Source organism: Geobacter psychrophilus, from assembly GCF_056821595.1.
This window is the reverse complement of the sequence record NZ_JBXDTU010000004.1, coordinates 4,316,002-4,331,163: the sequence shown is the minus strand read 5'-3', so window position 1 is coordinate 4,331,163 and position 15,162 is coordinate 4,316,002. Positions and strand designations below refer to the sequence as shown.

Genomic DNA, 15,162 nt, shown 5'->3' with positions numbered 1-15,162 from the left:
ATGTCCATCAAGCACTCCTTCATTTACGCCGTCTTCTGGCAGCGCTTCAAGCGCAACCGCATGGCCCTGACCGGTGCCGGTGTCGTAGCGCTGTTGTTCCTGGTATCGTTGCTGGCACCGCTGATCGCTCCCTGGGAGCCGAACGCTATCAATGCCTGGTCCGTACTGTCGCCGCCCTCCTGGCAGCACTGGTTCGGCACGGATGAACTGGGACGCGACGTTCTCAGCCGCATCATCTATGGCGCCCGCATCTCGCTCAAGGTAGGTTTTGTCGCCGTGGGGATCGCCGTTTCCATCGGCACGGTGGTGGGACTAGTTTCCGGCTATTACAGCGGCCTGGTGGATACGGTCATGATGCGTTTTGTTGATATCATGCTCTGTTTCCCGGCCTTCTTCCTGATCCTGGCGGTGATCACCATCCGGGAACCATCGATCTGGAACATCATGATCGTGATCGGCCTGACCGGCTGGATGGGTGTGGCGCGGCTGGTGCGGGCCGAGACGCTCTCCATCCGCGAGATGGACTATATCCTAGCGGCCCGCTGCATCGGCTGTTCGGACGCCCGCATCATCTTCCGTCACATCCTGCCCAACGCCATCTCGCCTGTGCTGGTGTCGGCTTCTCTCGGGGTCGGCGGTGCCATTTTGACCGAGTCAGCCCTGTCGTTCCTCGGCATCGGCGTCCTGCCGCCCACCCCCAGCTGGGGCAACATCCTCACCTCGGGCAAGGATTACATCGAGTTTGCCTGGTGGCTGTCGCTGTTTCCCGGCCTTTCGATCCTGGTAACGGTACTGGCTTACAATCTGCTGGGCGAGGGGATTCGTGACGCCCTTGATCCGCGGGTGAAACGGTAATCCGGCTGCTATCGTTATACAAATGTGGATAACCCGTTATGGGCACTCCAGATTTGTGGAGGAATTTTTGAGAATATGTAGAATGCAGGGCTGCCGATTGGCAGCCTTTTTTTGTATCGCGTGTACATAATGGTTGCATAATGCAATTAAATTATGTAACAGTATAGTGAAGGAGTCACTATGGAAACGGTCAGGGAGCAGTTGCAGATTTTTGTCCGGCGCTTCGGCCTGCTGGATGCGGCCAGTTGCGATGAATGCTGCGGAGAACAGGTTTCCATGGCCCAGGGGCACATTCTATTCGAGATCAGGAGGGCCGGCAGTCCCGCCATGCAGCAGGTGGCGGAGGGATTGGGCATGGATATCACCACCTTCAGTCGCCAGGCCAAGAGCCTTGAGTCAAAGGGATTGATCGTCAGGCGTGTGTCGCCGGATGACCGCCGAGTCACTCTGCTGGGGTTGACCGCCGCCGGCGAGGACGTCCTGGGGCGGATCGACCGCTACATGGCTGATAGGATTGAACAGATCTTCTCTACACTGACCCCCTTTGAGCGGGAAACGGTCGTCAGGTCGCTGGGGCTTTTGAATGAGGCTGTTGTCAGGAGTGGTTGTTGTGGTGGAACAGAGAAGAATAACATTGCATGTTGCAACTAAATGGATGGTGGAGTCACTATGAAGATCAAGAAGATCAGGATGGCTACTGAAGCGGAAAAAAAGGTCCTGCAATCCAGTTGCTCAGACGCCTCCGGCGATGGCCTGGATAAGCCCCCCTGTTGAGGGCCACCCACTTCCGCCGGCGGCGGAAATATCGATGAAAAGGTCCCCGGTTTCCTTGGGTGGCTGAAAACCGGGGCAGGGCGGGTTGCGCGCGTCTCTTCCGAACTCGATTTCAGCGACCGGCTAGGGGCCTGCAAGGCGCGCTGGGGGCTGGGCCGGATGAGCTACCTGGTGCCTCCCGGTCTCTATGCACTTGGAAATCCCACATCGGATGACCCGGTGCTGGTGACAGCCAACTACAAGATGAGCTACGACTGCGTCCGACGCTCCCTGGCCGGACGCAACTGCTGGCTGCTGGTGCTGGAGACCTATGGCATTAACGTCTGGTGCGCCGCCGGCAAGGGCACCTTCGGCAGTGGGGAACTGGTTCGGCGTATCGCTTCCAGCGGTCTGGCGAAGGTGGTCAGTCATCGCCGGGTGATTCTGCCCATCCTTGGGGCGCCGGGTGTATCGGCACACGAGGTGGCCCGACGCAGCGGCTTCAATGTCAGCTACGCCACCATCCGCGCCGACGACCTGCCGGAGTATCTGGACAATGGCCAGGTTGCCACGCCAGCCATGCGTGAGCTGACCTTCACGCTCTATGAACGCATGGTGCTGATTCCGGTGGAACTGGTACTGGCACTCAAGTCGATTGCTGTGGCGGTTTTTGGGATATGTATCCTGTTATCGCTGGTGAGTTCTTCACAAACGGGCCTGGCTGCGGCAGCCGCCTGGATAGGCGCCTGTCTAAGCGGGATTGTTGCCGGACCGATCCTGCTTCCCTGGCTTCCAGGCCGGAGTTTTGCTGTCAAAGGGGCTTGTGCCGGTTTGATCTGGGCTTTGCTGTACTATCTGCTGGCTGGAGGAGCAGCCTGGAGCGTGTGGTCAATCGCCGCCGTCTTCCTGGCCCTGCCGGCGGTCAGCGCCTTTTATACCCTGAATTTTACCGGCTGCACCCCATATACATCCCGTTCAGGGGTCAAGAAGGAGATGGGCGTTGCCCTGCCGGCCATGGGGGGGGCGCTTTTGGTGAGCCTGTTGTTAGTGTTGGCCGGCAGTTTTTTGTAACACAGTGAAGGAGTGAGATATGAAAGGCTTCAGATATCTGGAAAACGTAGCTACCCTTAAACTGGATCAGGCAACTTGTGTCGGCTGTGGCCGCTGTCTGGAGGTCTGTCCCCATCAGGTGTTCAACTTGGCAGGCAAAAAGGCCGACATTATTGACCGTGATGCCTGCATGGAGTGCGGTGCCTGTGCCCTGAACTGTCCGGTCAAGGCCATTTCAGTGGCTTCAGGAGTCGGCTGTGCCTCGGGCATGATCAACGAATGGCTGCAGGAACGCAAGTTGGGCAAGATTGGCAGTGGGAGCTGCTGTTCATGATCTGTTGGCAGCAGTATCAATCTGTTTGACCGGAGGGCACCATGGACTTTGCAGCTGTTTATCAGGAATATCAGCCTAAAATACGCAGGTACCTGACTCATTTCTCCGGTGAGGCCGATGCTGCCGATCTCACCCAGACGGTTTTCCTCAAGGTCAGCCAAAACCTGGAGGGATTCCGCGGTGAATCATCTCTTGCAACCTGGATCTACCGCATTGCCACAAACACGGCCCACGATCATGCCGCGTCATCTCTGGTACGGCAAAAGGATTGTGAACAGCTGTTTGATGACGATGGCTCTGTTGACGATCTGCCGGATGCAGGATATCAAGGGACCGAGCGGGAATATATCCGCAGGGAGATGACCGCCTGCATACGTGGGGTAGTTGACGATCTGCCGGAAAACTACCGCAGCGTCCTGTTGCTCAGTGAATTTGATGAATTCAGCAACACCGAGATTGCCGCGATTCTCGATGTCAGCCTCGACACGGTCAAGATCAGACTCCACCGCGCCCGTACCGCCTTACGCAAGTCCATGGAACACCAGTGCACTTTCTACCGCGATGAGCGCAGTGAAATCATGTGCGATCGTATATAAATCAGAATATCCACGTGGCCGCTTGCCACTTTCAAAAATATTCCCGCCAAGTGTATCTTTTTCGATTACTCCCCGTCTACATCAATAGAAACATACAACTTCTCGCGTGCCGCAGCGGTAACGCAGAAGAATTCAAACAAGGAGAACACCATGAACACGTTGAACAGTCGTGAACGCGAACTCGTCGCTATCGGAGCGGCACTGGCAAGCAATTGTGTACCCTGTATCGAATTTCACATTCAGGCAGCCCGTAAAGCCGGACTCTCGGATGCGGAAATTTCCGAAGCGATCGAATTAGCCGATAAAGTCAAGCGCGTACCGGCGGATAAAGTGCTGGAGGCGGCATCACGCCGTCTTTCAGTCGCTGGTGACGAACAAACACCTGCCCCATCTGCCTGCTGTGCATCGGCGACAGATTCCAGGTCATGTTGTTGATCTTACCCCGGTATAGTGAAACGGGTATCCTTTTAGAGCGATACCCGTCAACAGAGACAAAACTTGCTTCATCCGGCCTGCATCAATGGAAACTTCAAAAGTTTTAAGGTACTAGCAGATTGCGAAGTTGAAGGTCGAAGAGGCGGATACCAAATGAAGGTCTGGAAGATCGGGCAGCACCTGGTCTTCCAGGCTACCAACCAGGTTCATGCTTATCACCCTCAGCCGTGTACGCTTCCTGCTGTTCGGCCAAGCTCACGAGATTCGGAATATTCAGAATCATCGCCACTGTTCCGTCTCCCATAATCGTGGCGCCCGAGACGACTTCCACATCCTTATAGAACCTGCCGAGGGATTTCAGCACCGTCTTGTGCTGGCCGAGCACCGTGTCCACCACAAACCCCACTCGCCGATTGTCAACCTTCGTAATCACAATCTGCTCACAGTCTGGCGCTGTTTCCATGATGCCGAAACAGGTCCGCAAGTGGACATAGGGAATGATCCTGCCGCGCACATTCGCCAGCCGCCTGCCAGTCTGAGACGTACCTGATGCTGCGACCATCTCGACGCATTCCTCAACCTGGGAAAGCGGGAAGATGAAATGCTCACCGCCCGTCCTGGTCAGGAAGCCGTCGATGATGGCGAGTGTTACCGGCAGTCTGAGCGTGATCGTTGTGCCCTGGCCCTTTTTGCTGCTGATCCTGAGCGTGCCTTGAAGCTCATCAATGGTGCGTTTGACAACGTCCATGCCGATTCCCCGTCCCGAAACATCGGTTACCCGCTGTGCCGTTGAAAAACCGGGAGCCAGAATAAGCTCCCATAGTTCCTGCTCCGGGAGCTGGGCATCGGCCTGGATGAGGCCTTTTTCCACGGCCTTGGCGTGGATCGACTCTCCATCCAGTCCGGCGCCATCGTCACTGACCTGTACCAGGACATAGGCACCGGAATGAACAGCCGAGAGGTGCAGAGTGCCCTTTCTCGGCTTGCCCGCCTTGAGGCGCTCGACAGGATGCTCGATACCGTGGTCGATGCTGTTTCTGATAATATGGATAAGCGGATCGCCCAGCTTCTCGATCACTGTCTTGTCCAGTTCCGTCTCGTCGCCGGCCGTGGTCAGCTCGATCTCCTTGCCGAGCTCCGCTGAAAGGTCGCGGACCAGGCGCCCAAACTTGCTGAAGGCTGTCCCGATGGGCAACATGCGGATGTTCATGGTCGTGTCACGCAGCGATGCAATCAGGCGCTCGATCTCTTCGGCAATGGAATGAAGGGCCGGCATTTTGACCGTTACTACCGTCTGACTCAGGTGGGCCTGCACCGTCATGAGTTCGCCGACAAGATTGACCAGACTGTCCAGCTTGTCCGTCGCAACGCGGATACTTGACATCGCATCCGGCATCTGGCGCTGCTGGTGCAATTCCTTCATCTGCTGCTGATCCATCAGAGCGGACTCGAGCGTGGCGGGTTGGATAGCGCCGGTCTCTACCAGGATCTCTCCCAACCGCTTGTAGGTTGTATCATGGTCACTGGCCCCCTCCGCGTCAATGACGTCGTACATCACCATCGCTGTGTCTCCTGCCATGGTTGGGCAGTCGGTATCTGGGAGAGGAGAATCCCGTACCGGGGAGGGAACTGCTGTTGCCGATGCCGCAGGCTGGGACGTCAGGATCTGCAACGAAGAGATGATCTGCCGCACCCGTCCTTCGTCAGGGGTGTCGCCCGGAACGGCGGCGCTGAGCATGACCTTGATCTGGTCACAAGCTGTAAGTGTCAGCGTGATGATTTCTGCGGTCGCAGCCATCTGGCCGCTCCTGACGTTGTCCAGGACCGTCTCAAGCTCATGCGTGAAAGCGGAGATGTCGTGGAACTCGCAGACGCGAGCGGAACCCTTGATGGTGTGCAGAGCGCGAAAGATCCGCCCGATCTGTTCCATGTCTTCGGGATTATTCTCGAGCTCGAGAAGTGCGCTTTCCAGTTCCGGGATCAATTCATCTGCTTCTTCCCGGAAGGCATTCCGGAGTTCATGTATGTTGATCTCAGCGGGGTCATACCAATGTTCTTGAGAGGTTTCATCCATGATCTGCTCCTGCAACACAGTGACAACTCATTCAGATGGAAGGCACAAGCTGCTCTATCATGGAGTGGAGTTTCATCATCTGAACGGGTTTTGTTATATAGCCCGACGCTCCCATCTTCATTCCGCGGTTTGTCTCCTCTTCCTTTCCTTCCGTGCTCTGGATAATAATCGGGATGTCTGAGTAGCTGCCGAGTTCCTTTACCTCCTCCAGAAACTCAAGACCGCTCATGATCGGCATATTGATGTCGAGCAGAATCAGATCGATATCAGGGTTCTTTGCCAGCAGATTCAGCCCCTCCTGACCGTTCTTTGCAGCGAGAATTGTGCATTTGTAGCGGGAAAGAGCCATTTTATACATCTGATGGATCAACGTTGAGTCATCAACTACCATGATCTTTTTTATCATATCGCATCCTCCAGTCTTTTATGATGTGGGAATTGCTTATCGTATCTATGCTGCGGACGGCTTGTCCATCAGCACGTCGAGAAAACCCTGGATCGTGGAAAGCTTCCGTTTGGACTGGGAATACAGCTGTGATGAAAAGACTGCCGTAGCCGCGTGGCCGGCCAGCATGGAGAAGAGTTCATAGTCCGCTGCCGTAAGCTCCGTTTTCTGTATGAACAGTTTATAGATCACGATCACTCCGATGACCTGCTCCTTGATCATAAGCGGAATACAGATGAGTGGATGTTCATAATCAATGCCCGAGACATCACACGGGTTACCTTCCCGGTAGTAGGCCTCTCCGGACTTGGCCGCTCCCCCGATGATCCCGTTGCCAACCCTGATGCCTGGCCTCGTGCCGGAGCCCATTCCCTCCTGCACTGCGATAGAGAGTTCGTCCGTTTTCTCGTTGAGCAGCATGACCGAGAACTCCTCCGCGCCGATAAGATTCGTCACGATTTCGAGGATGATCTTGAGGCACTCATTGAAATCCAGTGTGGAATGGAGCTGGTAACTTGCCACATAGAGGTTGGCAAGATTGTGGTTCTCTATTTCGACCTCGACATAACGGTTCGCAAACTCCTGATTTTCCTCTTCGACCTTGCGATATTTTTCAAGTAGATCCCGTTTCTCCTCTTCCAGTTCCTGGAGACGCTGCTCAATGGCGCTCCGATGTTCCGCGCTCAAGGACTCGGGATGCCGGGGAATGCTCTCTAGCTGGGCGACTTTGTATCTCAGCATCTCATTCTGCTTCAAGAGCTCCCGGGTGAGTGCCTCTCCTTTTTGAAAAATCCCCAAAAAATCATCCACTTTCTTTTCTAATGCGACAGATTCCTGTTCCATTTCAACCTCCTCGAGGCTCGCAGCTTTATGTCAAACGGCGAATTTAGTTTACTACGCTTTAAAAAATGAGCAACCCATCAATCAACGTGCGGTCACGCCTCGGAAAAACCGCAAGATTAAGCGGCTACATGAATACATAGCAACCTGTATTTTGACGATTAAATATGAGCGTGCTCATTTTGGTGTTGCCGTGGCATGATATATCGATTATAGTGAGCATGGTCATATTAGTGGGCTGGCTATCAGTTTCTTAATCTTTGGTAGAAAGTTATTTCGATAACTCACAGATCATGTACATCAGGGCACATGGAGGAAATTAATGCGCATCAGCGAACAGGCCAAACAGGAAAACCGGGCCCGCATCCTGGAAAAGGCCGGAGAGATCTTCATTGCCAAAGGTTTCGATGCAACCACCACCCGGGATATTGCCCTGGCTTCCGGGCTGGCTGCCGGCACACTTTTCAACTATTTTCCCAGCAAGGAGACCCTGGCCATGACCATGGTCGCCGAGGCATTTGGGCAGGGGAGGGGGGATTTTCAGCGTCGCCGCAGCGGCAATGAGGATCTGGCCGAGGAGCTCTTTCTGTTTGTCGCCTCGGGATTGCGGCGGCTGCGACCGCTGCGGCCCTTTCTCGGCCCGGTCCTGGAGCGTTCCCTGAGCCCTTTCCCCCGCAAGAACATCTGCCTGGCGGGTGAAACCGCCCGCCAGGTTCATCTGGAGGCCGTGCAGGCGATCATTGCCCGCCACGGCTTTGCCGAGGCCCCCGATTATGTCGCCATGACCATGTACTGGTCCCTGTATCTCGGCATCCTCGCCTGCTGGAGCAACGACGAGTCCCCCAACCAGGAAGAAACAACGTCCCTGATCGACTATTCAATCCGCATGTTCGTGCAGGTGATTTCCGGCGACCGGTCGGACAAGGGAGCAGCCCATGCAGGCTAACAAGAACACGGAACAGGAGCTGCTCAAGGTCCTTCCCAAGGATCGTAAAATCGATCCTACCGGTCTGCGCCTGGCCAAGCTGATTGCAGACATCTCCAGCAAAAGGGTGCCGGTGAACTCCTTTTCACGGGTCTGGACCCTGGGCTCGCTCCAGGGCAAGATCGCTCTCGGCTATTTCGCTTATTGGCTGCGCAGCCGTTTCAGCGCTGCGGACGAAAAGCAGCGGCTCAAGAGCGAGGCCCATCTTGCAGCGGCCCTGCAGCTCTTCGGCACCATGGGCTATTTGCGCGGCGCGGTTATGAAGATCGGCCAGATGCTGGCCAATTTTCCCCACGTGCTGCCGGAGGAATTCGCCGAGGTACTCTCGGCCCTGCACTTCGAGGCGCCCCCCATGCACTACGCCCTGGTGCGCGAGGTCTTTCTGGACGAGTTCGGCCGCGAACCGGAGGAGCTGTTCGCGCATTTCGAGCAGAACTCCTTTGCCGCCGCCTCCCTGGGACAGGTGCACCGCGCCCGTCTGCACAGCGGCGAGGAGGTGGCGGTCAAGATCCAGTACCCCGGCATCGCCCGCACCATCCGGGCGGACCTGCGCAACCTCCGTGTCATGCTCCAACCCATGTGCCTGACACAGGACTGGCAGGATACCCTCGACAAACTGGCCGATATCGAGCAGATGCTGCTGATGGAGACCGACTACCAACAGGAGGCAGCTTTTGGCCGGCAAGCCCGGCTGCTCTTTACTGATGCGGACTGTATAGTGGTGCCGCAGGTCTTTGACGCGTATTCTACCAAGCGGGTACTGACCACCGCATACCTGAGCGGTTGTCATCTGCAAGAGTTCCTGGCCACGGATCCGGACCAGTCGCAGCGGGACCATTTCACCACCCTGCTGACGGTGGCAACCTTCAGGGTCTATTACCGTCTGCACTGGTTTCTGGCCGATCCACATCCCGGCAATTTTATCTTCATGGCGGATGGCCGGCTCGGGCTGATCGATTTCGGCTGTACCCGGGCATTCAGCGATGAGGACTGGCGACTGATCTGCGAACTGGAGCGGGCCAACCTGGAACAGGACGAGGTCAGCTTTAACCGGGTCATTGCCAAGGCCTCACTTTTTGACAGCCCGGAGGCAATGGGACCGGAGCGGTTGGAGGTCATCCGGCGCGGGGTGCTCTGGAACATGGAACCGTGGCTGAAAGAGGGATTGTTCGATTTCGGCGACCGTGCATTCTTCATGCGCGGCATCAACAACCTCATGGAGATGACCCGCAAGCGCTACACGCGGGGTGCGCCGTTGTACCTCTGGTCCAACCGCTTTATCTTCGGGGGCAGGGCCTTCTGCTACCGCTTGCAGGGGCGCTGCGAGTTCAGACGGATCTATCTGCAAGAGTCGGCATTCATCCCCTCCACTCCCTCAAGAGTCGGGGGGACTTTAGAGCGAGAAGAAATGGGAGATTACGAACCATGCTGAAACTCCACGATGTAATCAAAACTTACGCAGGCAAGTCCCAGGTAACGGCACTGGACGGGATCAATCTGAACATCAGTGCAGGCGAAATGGTGGCGATCATGGGGCCTTCCGGTTCCGGCAAGTCGACGCTGCTGAACCTGTTGGGTGGTCTGGACGTCCCGACGTCCGGGCAAGTACTGGTGGCGGGCACTGACCTGGCTGGAGAGAACGAGAAGGGGCGTTCCCTGTTCCGACGCACCAAGGTCTCCTACATCTTCCAGGCCTACCACCTGATGCCGACCCTGAAGGTCAGCCAGAATGTGGCCTTGCCGCTGCACCTGGCCGGGATGGTGGCAAAGGAAATCGAAGGGAAGGTTGCCCGGGTGCTGAAGGAGGTCGGGCTTGAGGCGCGGGCCAACCACCTCCCCGACGAACTATCGGGGGGGGAGCGCCAGCGGGTCGCCATTGCCCGGGCACTGGTCACAAACGCACCGCTGCTGCTGGCAGACGAACCGACCGGCAATCTGGATTCAACCCGGGGTGAGGAGATATTGGACCTGCTCAGGACCATCAACCGGGAGCGGGGCACCACCATCGTCATTGTGACCCATGACCACCACGCCGCCTCTGCCTGCAACCGGCTGATCAAGCTGCGCGACGGCAGGGTGGAGGGGGATAGTACCGTATCCGGGGGTGCAGCATGAGGTTTCTGCTCCGTACGCTCTCCATCTCCTACGTCAGGCGCCACGTGGCAAAAACGCTGCTGACTCTGTTGGGTGTGATCGTCGGGGTGGCGACCTTCAGCTCGATCATGACCGCTCAGGGGACGTTGGTGAAGGGGATTCGTTCGACCATCGATCGTGTTGCCGGCAAGTCCCAGCTCCAGGTCACCATGGTCGGCGGGGTACCGGAGGAGGTGCAGGAACAGATCCGTGCCCTGCCGGGCATCCGCGCCACTGCGCCGGTGATCGAGCAGATCGTCATCCCCGAAAAGGGGGAGTTTGGCAGCCTGCTCGTGATCGGCATTGATCTGCTGGGCGATCGCGAAATGCGTGACTACGGTTTCGAAGGCGAAGACGCCGACCTGGACGACCCGCTGGTCTTCCTGGCCCAGCCCGATTCGGCGCTCTTCACCCGCCAGTTTGCCGAGAAGGCCGGGTTAAAGATCAACAGCAGCCTCGCGTTGCGTCTCCCGACCGGGACCCGGCAGGTGGCAGTGCGCGGCCTCATGACCCCCAAGGGCTTCAGCGAGGCCTTTGGCGGAAATCTGATGGTGGTGGATGTCTATGCCGCCCAGGAACTCTTCGGCCGGGGACGCCGTTTCGACCGGATCGATCTGCGGCTCAATGAAGGGACCAGCGTGGCCCAGGCGACCGCCACCCTGGAGAAAGCGCTTGGCCCGGCCTACCAGGTCGAAACTCCGGCGCGCCGCGGGGAACAGACCGAACGGATTGTCGCCAACTTCGTTGCCGGCTTCAATGTCTCCAGCATCTTCGCCCTCTCCATCGGCGCCTTCCTGATCTTCAATGCCTTCAACGTGGCCGTCAACCGCCGCCGCCGCGACATCGGCACGCTGCGCGCCCTGGGTGCCACACCGCGTCAGGTGCAGGGGCTCTTTCTGGTCGAGGCACTGCTGATCGGGATTGTCGGCTCTGCGCTCGGCTGCCTGGTCGGCATCAGCCTGGCGCAAACCTTTCTCACTATCATGGGGCAGGCGACGGAGTCGGTCTATGGCATCACCAGCTCCGGCGCGGTCCATCTGCCGCCGGAGATCGCTCTCAAGTCCATGTCCCTCGGCATCCTCGCTTCCCTGGTCGGTGCCTGGGGACCGGCACTGACGGCTGCGCGCATCCCGCCGACCGAGGCCTTTGCCAAGGGGGCCTTTGAGGCCAAAGCACCCCTGCGGATCGTGCCCCGGATCATAGCCGGCTGTAGCGCCTTTAGTGCCGCAATCCTGGTCGCCTGGCATCCTCCCTTGGGCGGCAATGGACTGATCCTGGTTGTACTGCTGCTCGGCGGCAGCGGCCTGGTACTGCTGGTAGGGCCGCTTTCCCGCCTGCTGCTGCGCTGCACCATGCCGCTGGTAGCCAGATTCGCACCGGTGGCGGGGCGACTCTCCTCGGATGCCCTGTTGGGCTCGCCCCGCCGGACTTCCGGGACGGTGATGGCCATGGCGCTCTCCCTGACCTTTGTCCTCGGCCTGGGCGGCTATATGGGATCGACCAAGGCTGCCATGCAGCGCTGGATGGATGACGCCCTGACCTGTGACCTCTTTGTACGCGCCTCCGCCAACTTCACCCGGCCCGACTTCCTTTTCCCCGGTGCACTGCGCGATGAACTCCTCAAGGTGCCGGGGGTGCGAACCGTTGAAAGCTACCGCGGGATCCATCCCCTCTACAGGGGACACAAGATCATGGTAGGTTCCATAGAGATCGGCCCCTTGCTCGACCGCACCAACATGGAATTCATCCAGGGGGATGCGGAAACGATGCGCCGCGGTTTGACCCAACAGGGCATGTGCTCTGTCTCGGAGAACTTTTACCGCCGCTATGGTCTGGGTGTCGGGGATCAGGTGGAGTTGGATACCCCGAGCGGCACGGTGCGGATTCCGATTGCGGCCGTGGTCCGCGATTACAGTTCCGACCAGGGGAATGTGTCCCTGGATCGCGCCTATTTCCTGAAACTTTGGAAGGATGACCGGGTGGATATCTTCGACGTCTCGGTGATTACGGGTGCTGATGCAGGACAGGTGCGCAAAGCCATTACAGCACTGCTGGCCGGGAAGTACCCGGCCCTGGTCTCCACCCGCGCGGAATTCACCGCCGAGATCAACAAGGCGATCGACTCCTTTTACGCCCTGACCAAGATCACCGTCCTCCTGGCCCTGATCGTGGCCTTCCTCGGCATCGTCACCGCGCTGCTCATATCAGTGGCGGAACGGACGCGGGAGATCGGCATCCTCAAGGCGCTGGGCGCCATCCCCTCACAGGTCGGCCGCAGCATTGTGTTCGAAGCACTGGCCCTGGCATTTGCCGGACTCCTGCTGGCGCTCCCGGCCGGCAATCTCTTTGCGGTCTTCATGGAGGGGGCCATCGCCGAATGTTTCACCGGCTGGCGTATGCCGCACCATTATCCGTGGGACATACTGGCACAGCTCCTGGTCGCCCTGCCGTTGATCTCGGCCCTGGCGGCCTGGATTCCGGCACGCCAGGCGGGAAGGCTGAAGATCACCGAGGCGATAGAGTATGAATGAGGTGTATAGTTTTTTGCCTCCCCTCCCTAGACGGGAGGGGGGACATTATTTTAGATCTGAGAGGGGAACGTATGCTCAAAAACAGACTTACAATCCTGATAGCTTTGGTTACCATTGTATCGATATTTTACGCAGGCCTGGCCAGTGCAACCCCCGACGCCCGAACCCTCCTGAAAGAATCCGAGAGCCGCCATCGCACCAAAACCCAGCAGTATGCCGGAAACCTCACGGTGGTGAACAAGGAGGGCAAGGTCCGTAAAAAGGGGTGGAAGAGTTTCCGGCAGGGCTACGCCGGGGACGCCAAAAACCTGATCCGTTTTGTTGATCCCCCGGAGGTCAAGGGGGTTGGTTTTCTTTCTTTGGCACGCGCAGCCGGGCAGAATCCGGATCAGTGGCTGTATCTCCCCTCGATGAAGCGTGAACGCCGCATCGCCACCCAGGACCGGGATGCATCCTTTGTCGGCACTGACTTCAATTTTGAGGATATGGAGGAATTCGATCACGAAAAGTATAAGGTGGCACTGCAGAGTGAGCAGACCGTGGACGGTCAGCCCTGCTATGTGATTGCGGCAACCCCGCTGGAAGGCAGCAAGTCGGTTTATGAAAAGAAGATCCTCTACCTGCGTAAAGATATCCTCTATCTGCTGCGCGAGGACCTCTACCTCAAGGGTGAAAAGCAGCCGGGCAAGCTGTTTGTGCTCTCCGATTTGCAGAATATCGACGGGCACTGGGTGGCCAGAAAGATGGAGATGAGTGATGTCAGGAAGGGGAGCAAGACTACCGTTGTTCTGAAAGAGCTGGCCTTTGACAAGCCGCAGCCTTCCGGTCGCTTCACCCTGCAGAACCTGAACCGCGAGGGGGGCGATTGATCCGGCCTCACTTCCAGATATGCCTGGTCCTGCTGTCCCTGATGACCACGACCCAGGCGCTGGCAGAAACATTGTCCGGCTATGTCGAGGCAAAAGGCTTTGCCTATGCCGTACGCACCAGCCAGCGTGATCCCTGGCTGCTGGGCTGGGGAACCCTGTTCAACAAGTGGGAGCAGAAGCTTGGCGAGACCCAGCTGACCGCTTCGCTGCGCGGGGAATGGATTTCTGCGGATGAACAGGGTTCGCTGCTGTTTGACGTGGCTGACCGGCACATCCGCCGCCCGCCCTTTTCTGTGCAGGATCTCTGGCTGCGGCTGCCGCTGGCGTCTGATCTGGACCTCCAGTTGGGCCGTTTTCAACTGGGCTGGGGCAAGACCGACGGCTACTCCCCGGCTGATGCCTTTCTGCCGCGTGATCTCAGCGACCTCTTCAGCGATGAAAAGCTGCCCCTGTGGGCCCTGCGCCTGACCGGTCAGAATGGTGGCTTGCGGTACGAAGCGGTTGCCACCCCAATCACCACCCCCTGGCGCTTGCCGCTGCTCGGGAGCCGGAACGCCCCCCTCAGGGCGGAAAGGTTTCCTACTGGCACCGTCTTCAAAGAGATCGATTCCACTCCCCCGGTCATGGGGTTTGCCGCCCTGCGCCTCCTGTACACCTTTGGTGAGTGGGATTTGGGGGCCTGGGGGCGGGTAGGGGTGCGCCCCGCACCGCTGCTGGATTTCCGTTTCGACCGGGCCACACCGACATCATCTTGTCTGGTCGTACCGGTCGAGCGCCGCTACGCCCGGGAAGAGGGTGTCGGAATAGAGCTTTCCCGCATCATCGGAGCCTGGGTTCTGCGAGCCGAGGCAGCCGCGCTATTCTCCCGGGAGCGCGACCTGGGCGATGCCCTGATCGGATCCCTGAGCGCTGAAAAAGGGTTCGGTGATGGTACCCTGCTGGTCACCCTTGCTGGAAATGCGATTAACCCGCCCGTGGACCGATCGTTGTTGTTCGACCGGGCCATCCTGCCGGCCCTGATTATTGCCTGGAACCGGACAGAGGAGTGGGGTGACTGGAAGTTGGTCTGGAGTGTGGGGCTCAAACAGGGCGACGGCCTCATGAAGGCAGAGGCCGGCTACAACCTGACCGATCTCTGGAAGCTGAGCGTGGGGGGGGAACTCCCCTATGGTGCGACGAATGGACCCTTTGGTGCACTCTCTGCCGCCCGGCGGCTGCACCTGGCGTTGCGGCGGAGTTGGTGATCTACTATCCGGGGGATA

At 58.1% G+C, this 15,162-nt stretch carries 15 protein-coding genes; 12 read left to right on the top strand and 3 right to left on the bottom strand.

The features are described 5' to 3' along the window. The 6 genes from opp4C (at window position 1) to ACOCF6_RS22685 (ending at window position 4,023) form a co-directional block, all read left to right on the top strand. Entirely contained in the window at window positions 1–855 is an 855-nt protein-coding gene (gene opp4C / locus ACOCF6_RS22710) for an oligopeptide ABC transporter permease (RefSeq protein ID WP_482462606.1), read from the top strand. A 180-nt stretch (window positions 856–1,035) separates the two neighbouring features. Next, complete coding sequence (locus tag ACOCF6_RS22705) at window positions 1,036–1,506, top strand: MarR family winged helix-turn-helix transcriptional regulator (protein WP_482462604.1); 471 nt, start codon at window positions 1,036–1,038, stop codon at window positions 1,504–1,506. Between the two features lie 18 nt (window positions 1,507–1,524). Next, the gene (gene hgcA, locus ACOCF6_RS22700; RefSeq protein WP_482462602.1) at window positions 1,525–2,679 is read left to right on the top strand and encodes a mercury methylation corrinoid protein HgcA; all 1,155 of its coding nucleotides are present in this window, start codon (window positions 1,525–1,527) and stop codon (window positions 2,677–2,679) included. Window positions 2,680–2,698: 19 nt separating this feature from the next. Continuing rightward, window positions 2,699–2,992 (top strand): mercury methylation ferredoxin HgcB, encoded by a 294-nt coding sequence (gene hgcB, locus ACOCF6_RS22695; RefSeq protein WP_482462601.1) that lies wholly within the window; start codon window positions 2,699–2,701, stop codon window positions 2,990–2,992. A gap of 41 nt (window positions 2,993–3,033) precedes the next feature. After that, window positions 3,034–3,588 carry a sigma-70 family RNA polymerase sigma factor gene (locus ACOCF6_RS22690; protein ID WP_482462600.1) on the top strand — a complete coding sequence of 185 codons (555 nt, stop codon included), beginning with the start codon at window positions 3,034–3,036 and terminating at the stop codon, window positions 3,586–3,588. A gap of 150 nt (window positions 3,589–3,738) precedes the next feature. Then, the gene (locus tag ACOCF6_RS22685; protein WP_482462599.1) at window positions 3,739–4,023 is read left to right on the top strand and encodes a carboxymuconolactone decarboxylase family protein; all 285 of its coding nucleotides are present in this window, start codon (window positions 3,739–3,741) and stop codon (window positions 4,021–4,023) included. 193 nt (window positions 4,024–4,216) lie between these two features. Here the strand turns inward: ACOCF6_RS22685 and ACOCF6_RS22680 are convergent, their stop codons facing one another. The 3 genes from ACOCF6_RS22680 to ACOCF6_RS22670 are packed head-to-tail and all read right to left on the bottom strand — an operon-like array spanning window position 4,217 to window position 7,385. After that, entirely contained in the window at window positions 4,217–6,097 is a 1,881-nt protein-coding gene (locus ACOCF6_RS22680) for a chemotaxis protein CheA (RefSeq protein WP_482462598.1), read from the bottom strand. Between the two features lie 31 nt (window positions 6,098–6,128). Continuing rightward, window positions 6,129–6,503 carry a response regulator gene (locus ACOCF6_RS22675; RefSeq protein ID WP_482462597.1) on the bottom strand — a complete coding sequence of 125 codons (375 nt, stop codon included), beginning with the start codon at window positions 6,501–6,503 and terminating at the stop codon, window positions 6,129–6,131. 45 nt (window positions 6,504–6,548) lie between these two features. Further along, a complete protein-coding gene (locus ACOCF6_RS22670) occupies window positions 6,549–7,385 on the bottom strand; it encodes a GAF domain-containing protein (protein ID WP_482462596.1) in 837 nt (278 codons plus the stop codon). Window positions 7,386–7,704: 319 nt separating this feature from the next. Here ACOCF6_RS22670 and ACOCF6_RS22665 point away from each other — a divergent pair, with 319 nt between their 5' ends. From ACOCF6_RS22665 to ACOCF6_RS22640, 6 genes are all read left to right on the top strand, one after another. Further along, window positions 7,705–8,328, top strand: coding sequence for a TetR/AcrR family transcriptional regulator (locus tag ACOCF6_RS22665; RefSeq protein ID WP_482462595.1), 624 nt, complete (start codon window positions 7,705–7,707; stop codon window positions 8,326–8,328). Further along, a complete protein-coding gene (locus tag ACOCF6_RS22660) occupies window positions 8,318–9,799 on the top strand; it encodes an ABC1 kinase family protein (RefSeq protein ID WP_482462594.1) in 1,482 nt (493 codons plus the stop codon). Before ACOCF6_RS22665 ends, ACOCF6_RS22660 begins: the two co-directional genes overlap by 11 nt. Further along, complete coding sequence (locus ACOCF6_RS22655) at window positions 9,793–10,482, top strand: ABC transporter ATP-binding protein (protein WP_482462593.1); 690 nt, start codon at window positions 9,793–9,795, stop codon at window positions 10,480–10,482. The genes ACOCF6_RS22660 and ACOCF6_RS22655 overlap by 7 nt, the downstream gene beginning before the upstream one ends. Beyond that, on the top strand, window positions 10,479–13,031 hold the full coding sequence (locus ACOCF6_RS22650) for an FtsX-like permease family protein (RefSeq protein WP_482462592.1): 2,553 nt from the start codon (window positions 10,479–10,481) through the stop codon (window positions 13,029–13,031). The genes ACOCF6_RS22655 and ACOCF6_RS22650 overlap by 4 nt, the downstream gene beginning before the upstream one ends. Window positions 13,032–13,102: 71 nt before the next feature. After that, window positions 13,103–13,900: an outer membrane lipoprotein-sorting protein gene (locus tag ACOCF6_RS22645; RefSeq protein WP_482462591.1), complete on the top strand. Its 798-nt coding sequence runs from the start codon at window positions 13,103–13,105 to the stop codon at window positions 13,898–13,900. Continuing rightward, window positions 13,897–15,144: a hypothetical protein gene (locus ACOCF6_RS22640; RefSeq protein WP_482462590.1), complete on the top strand. Its 1,248-nt coding sequence runs from the start codon at window positions 13,897–13,899 to the stop codon at window positions 15,142–15,144. Before ACOCF6_RS22645 ends, ACOCF6_RS22640 begins: the two co-directional genes overlap by 4 nt. The last annotated feature ends 18 nt before the right edge of the window (window positions 15,145–15,162 follow it).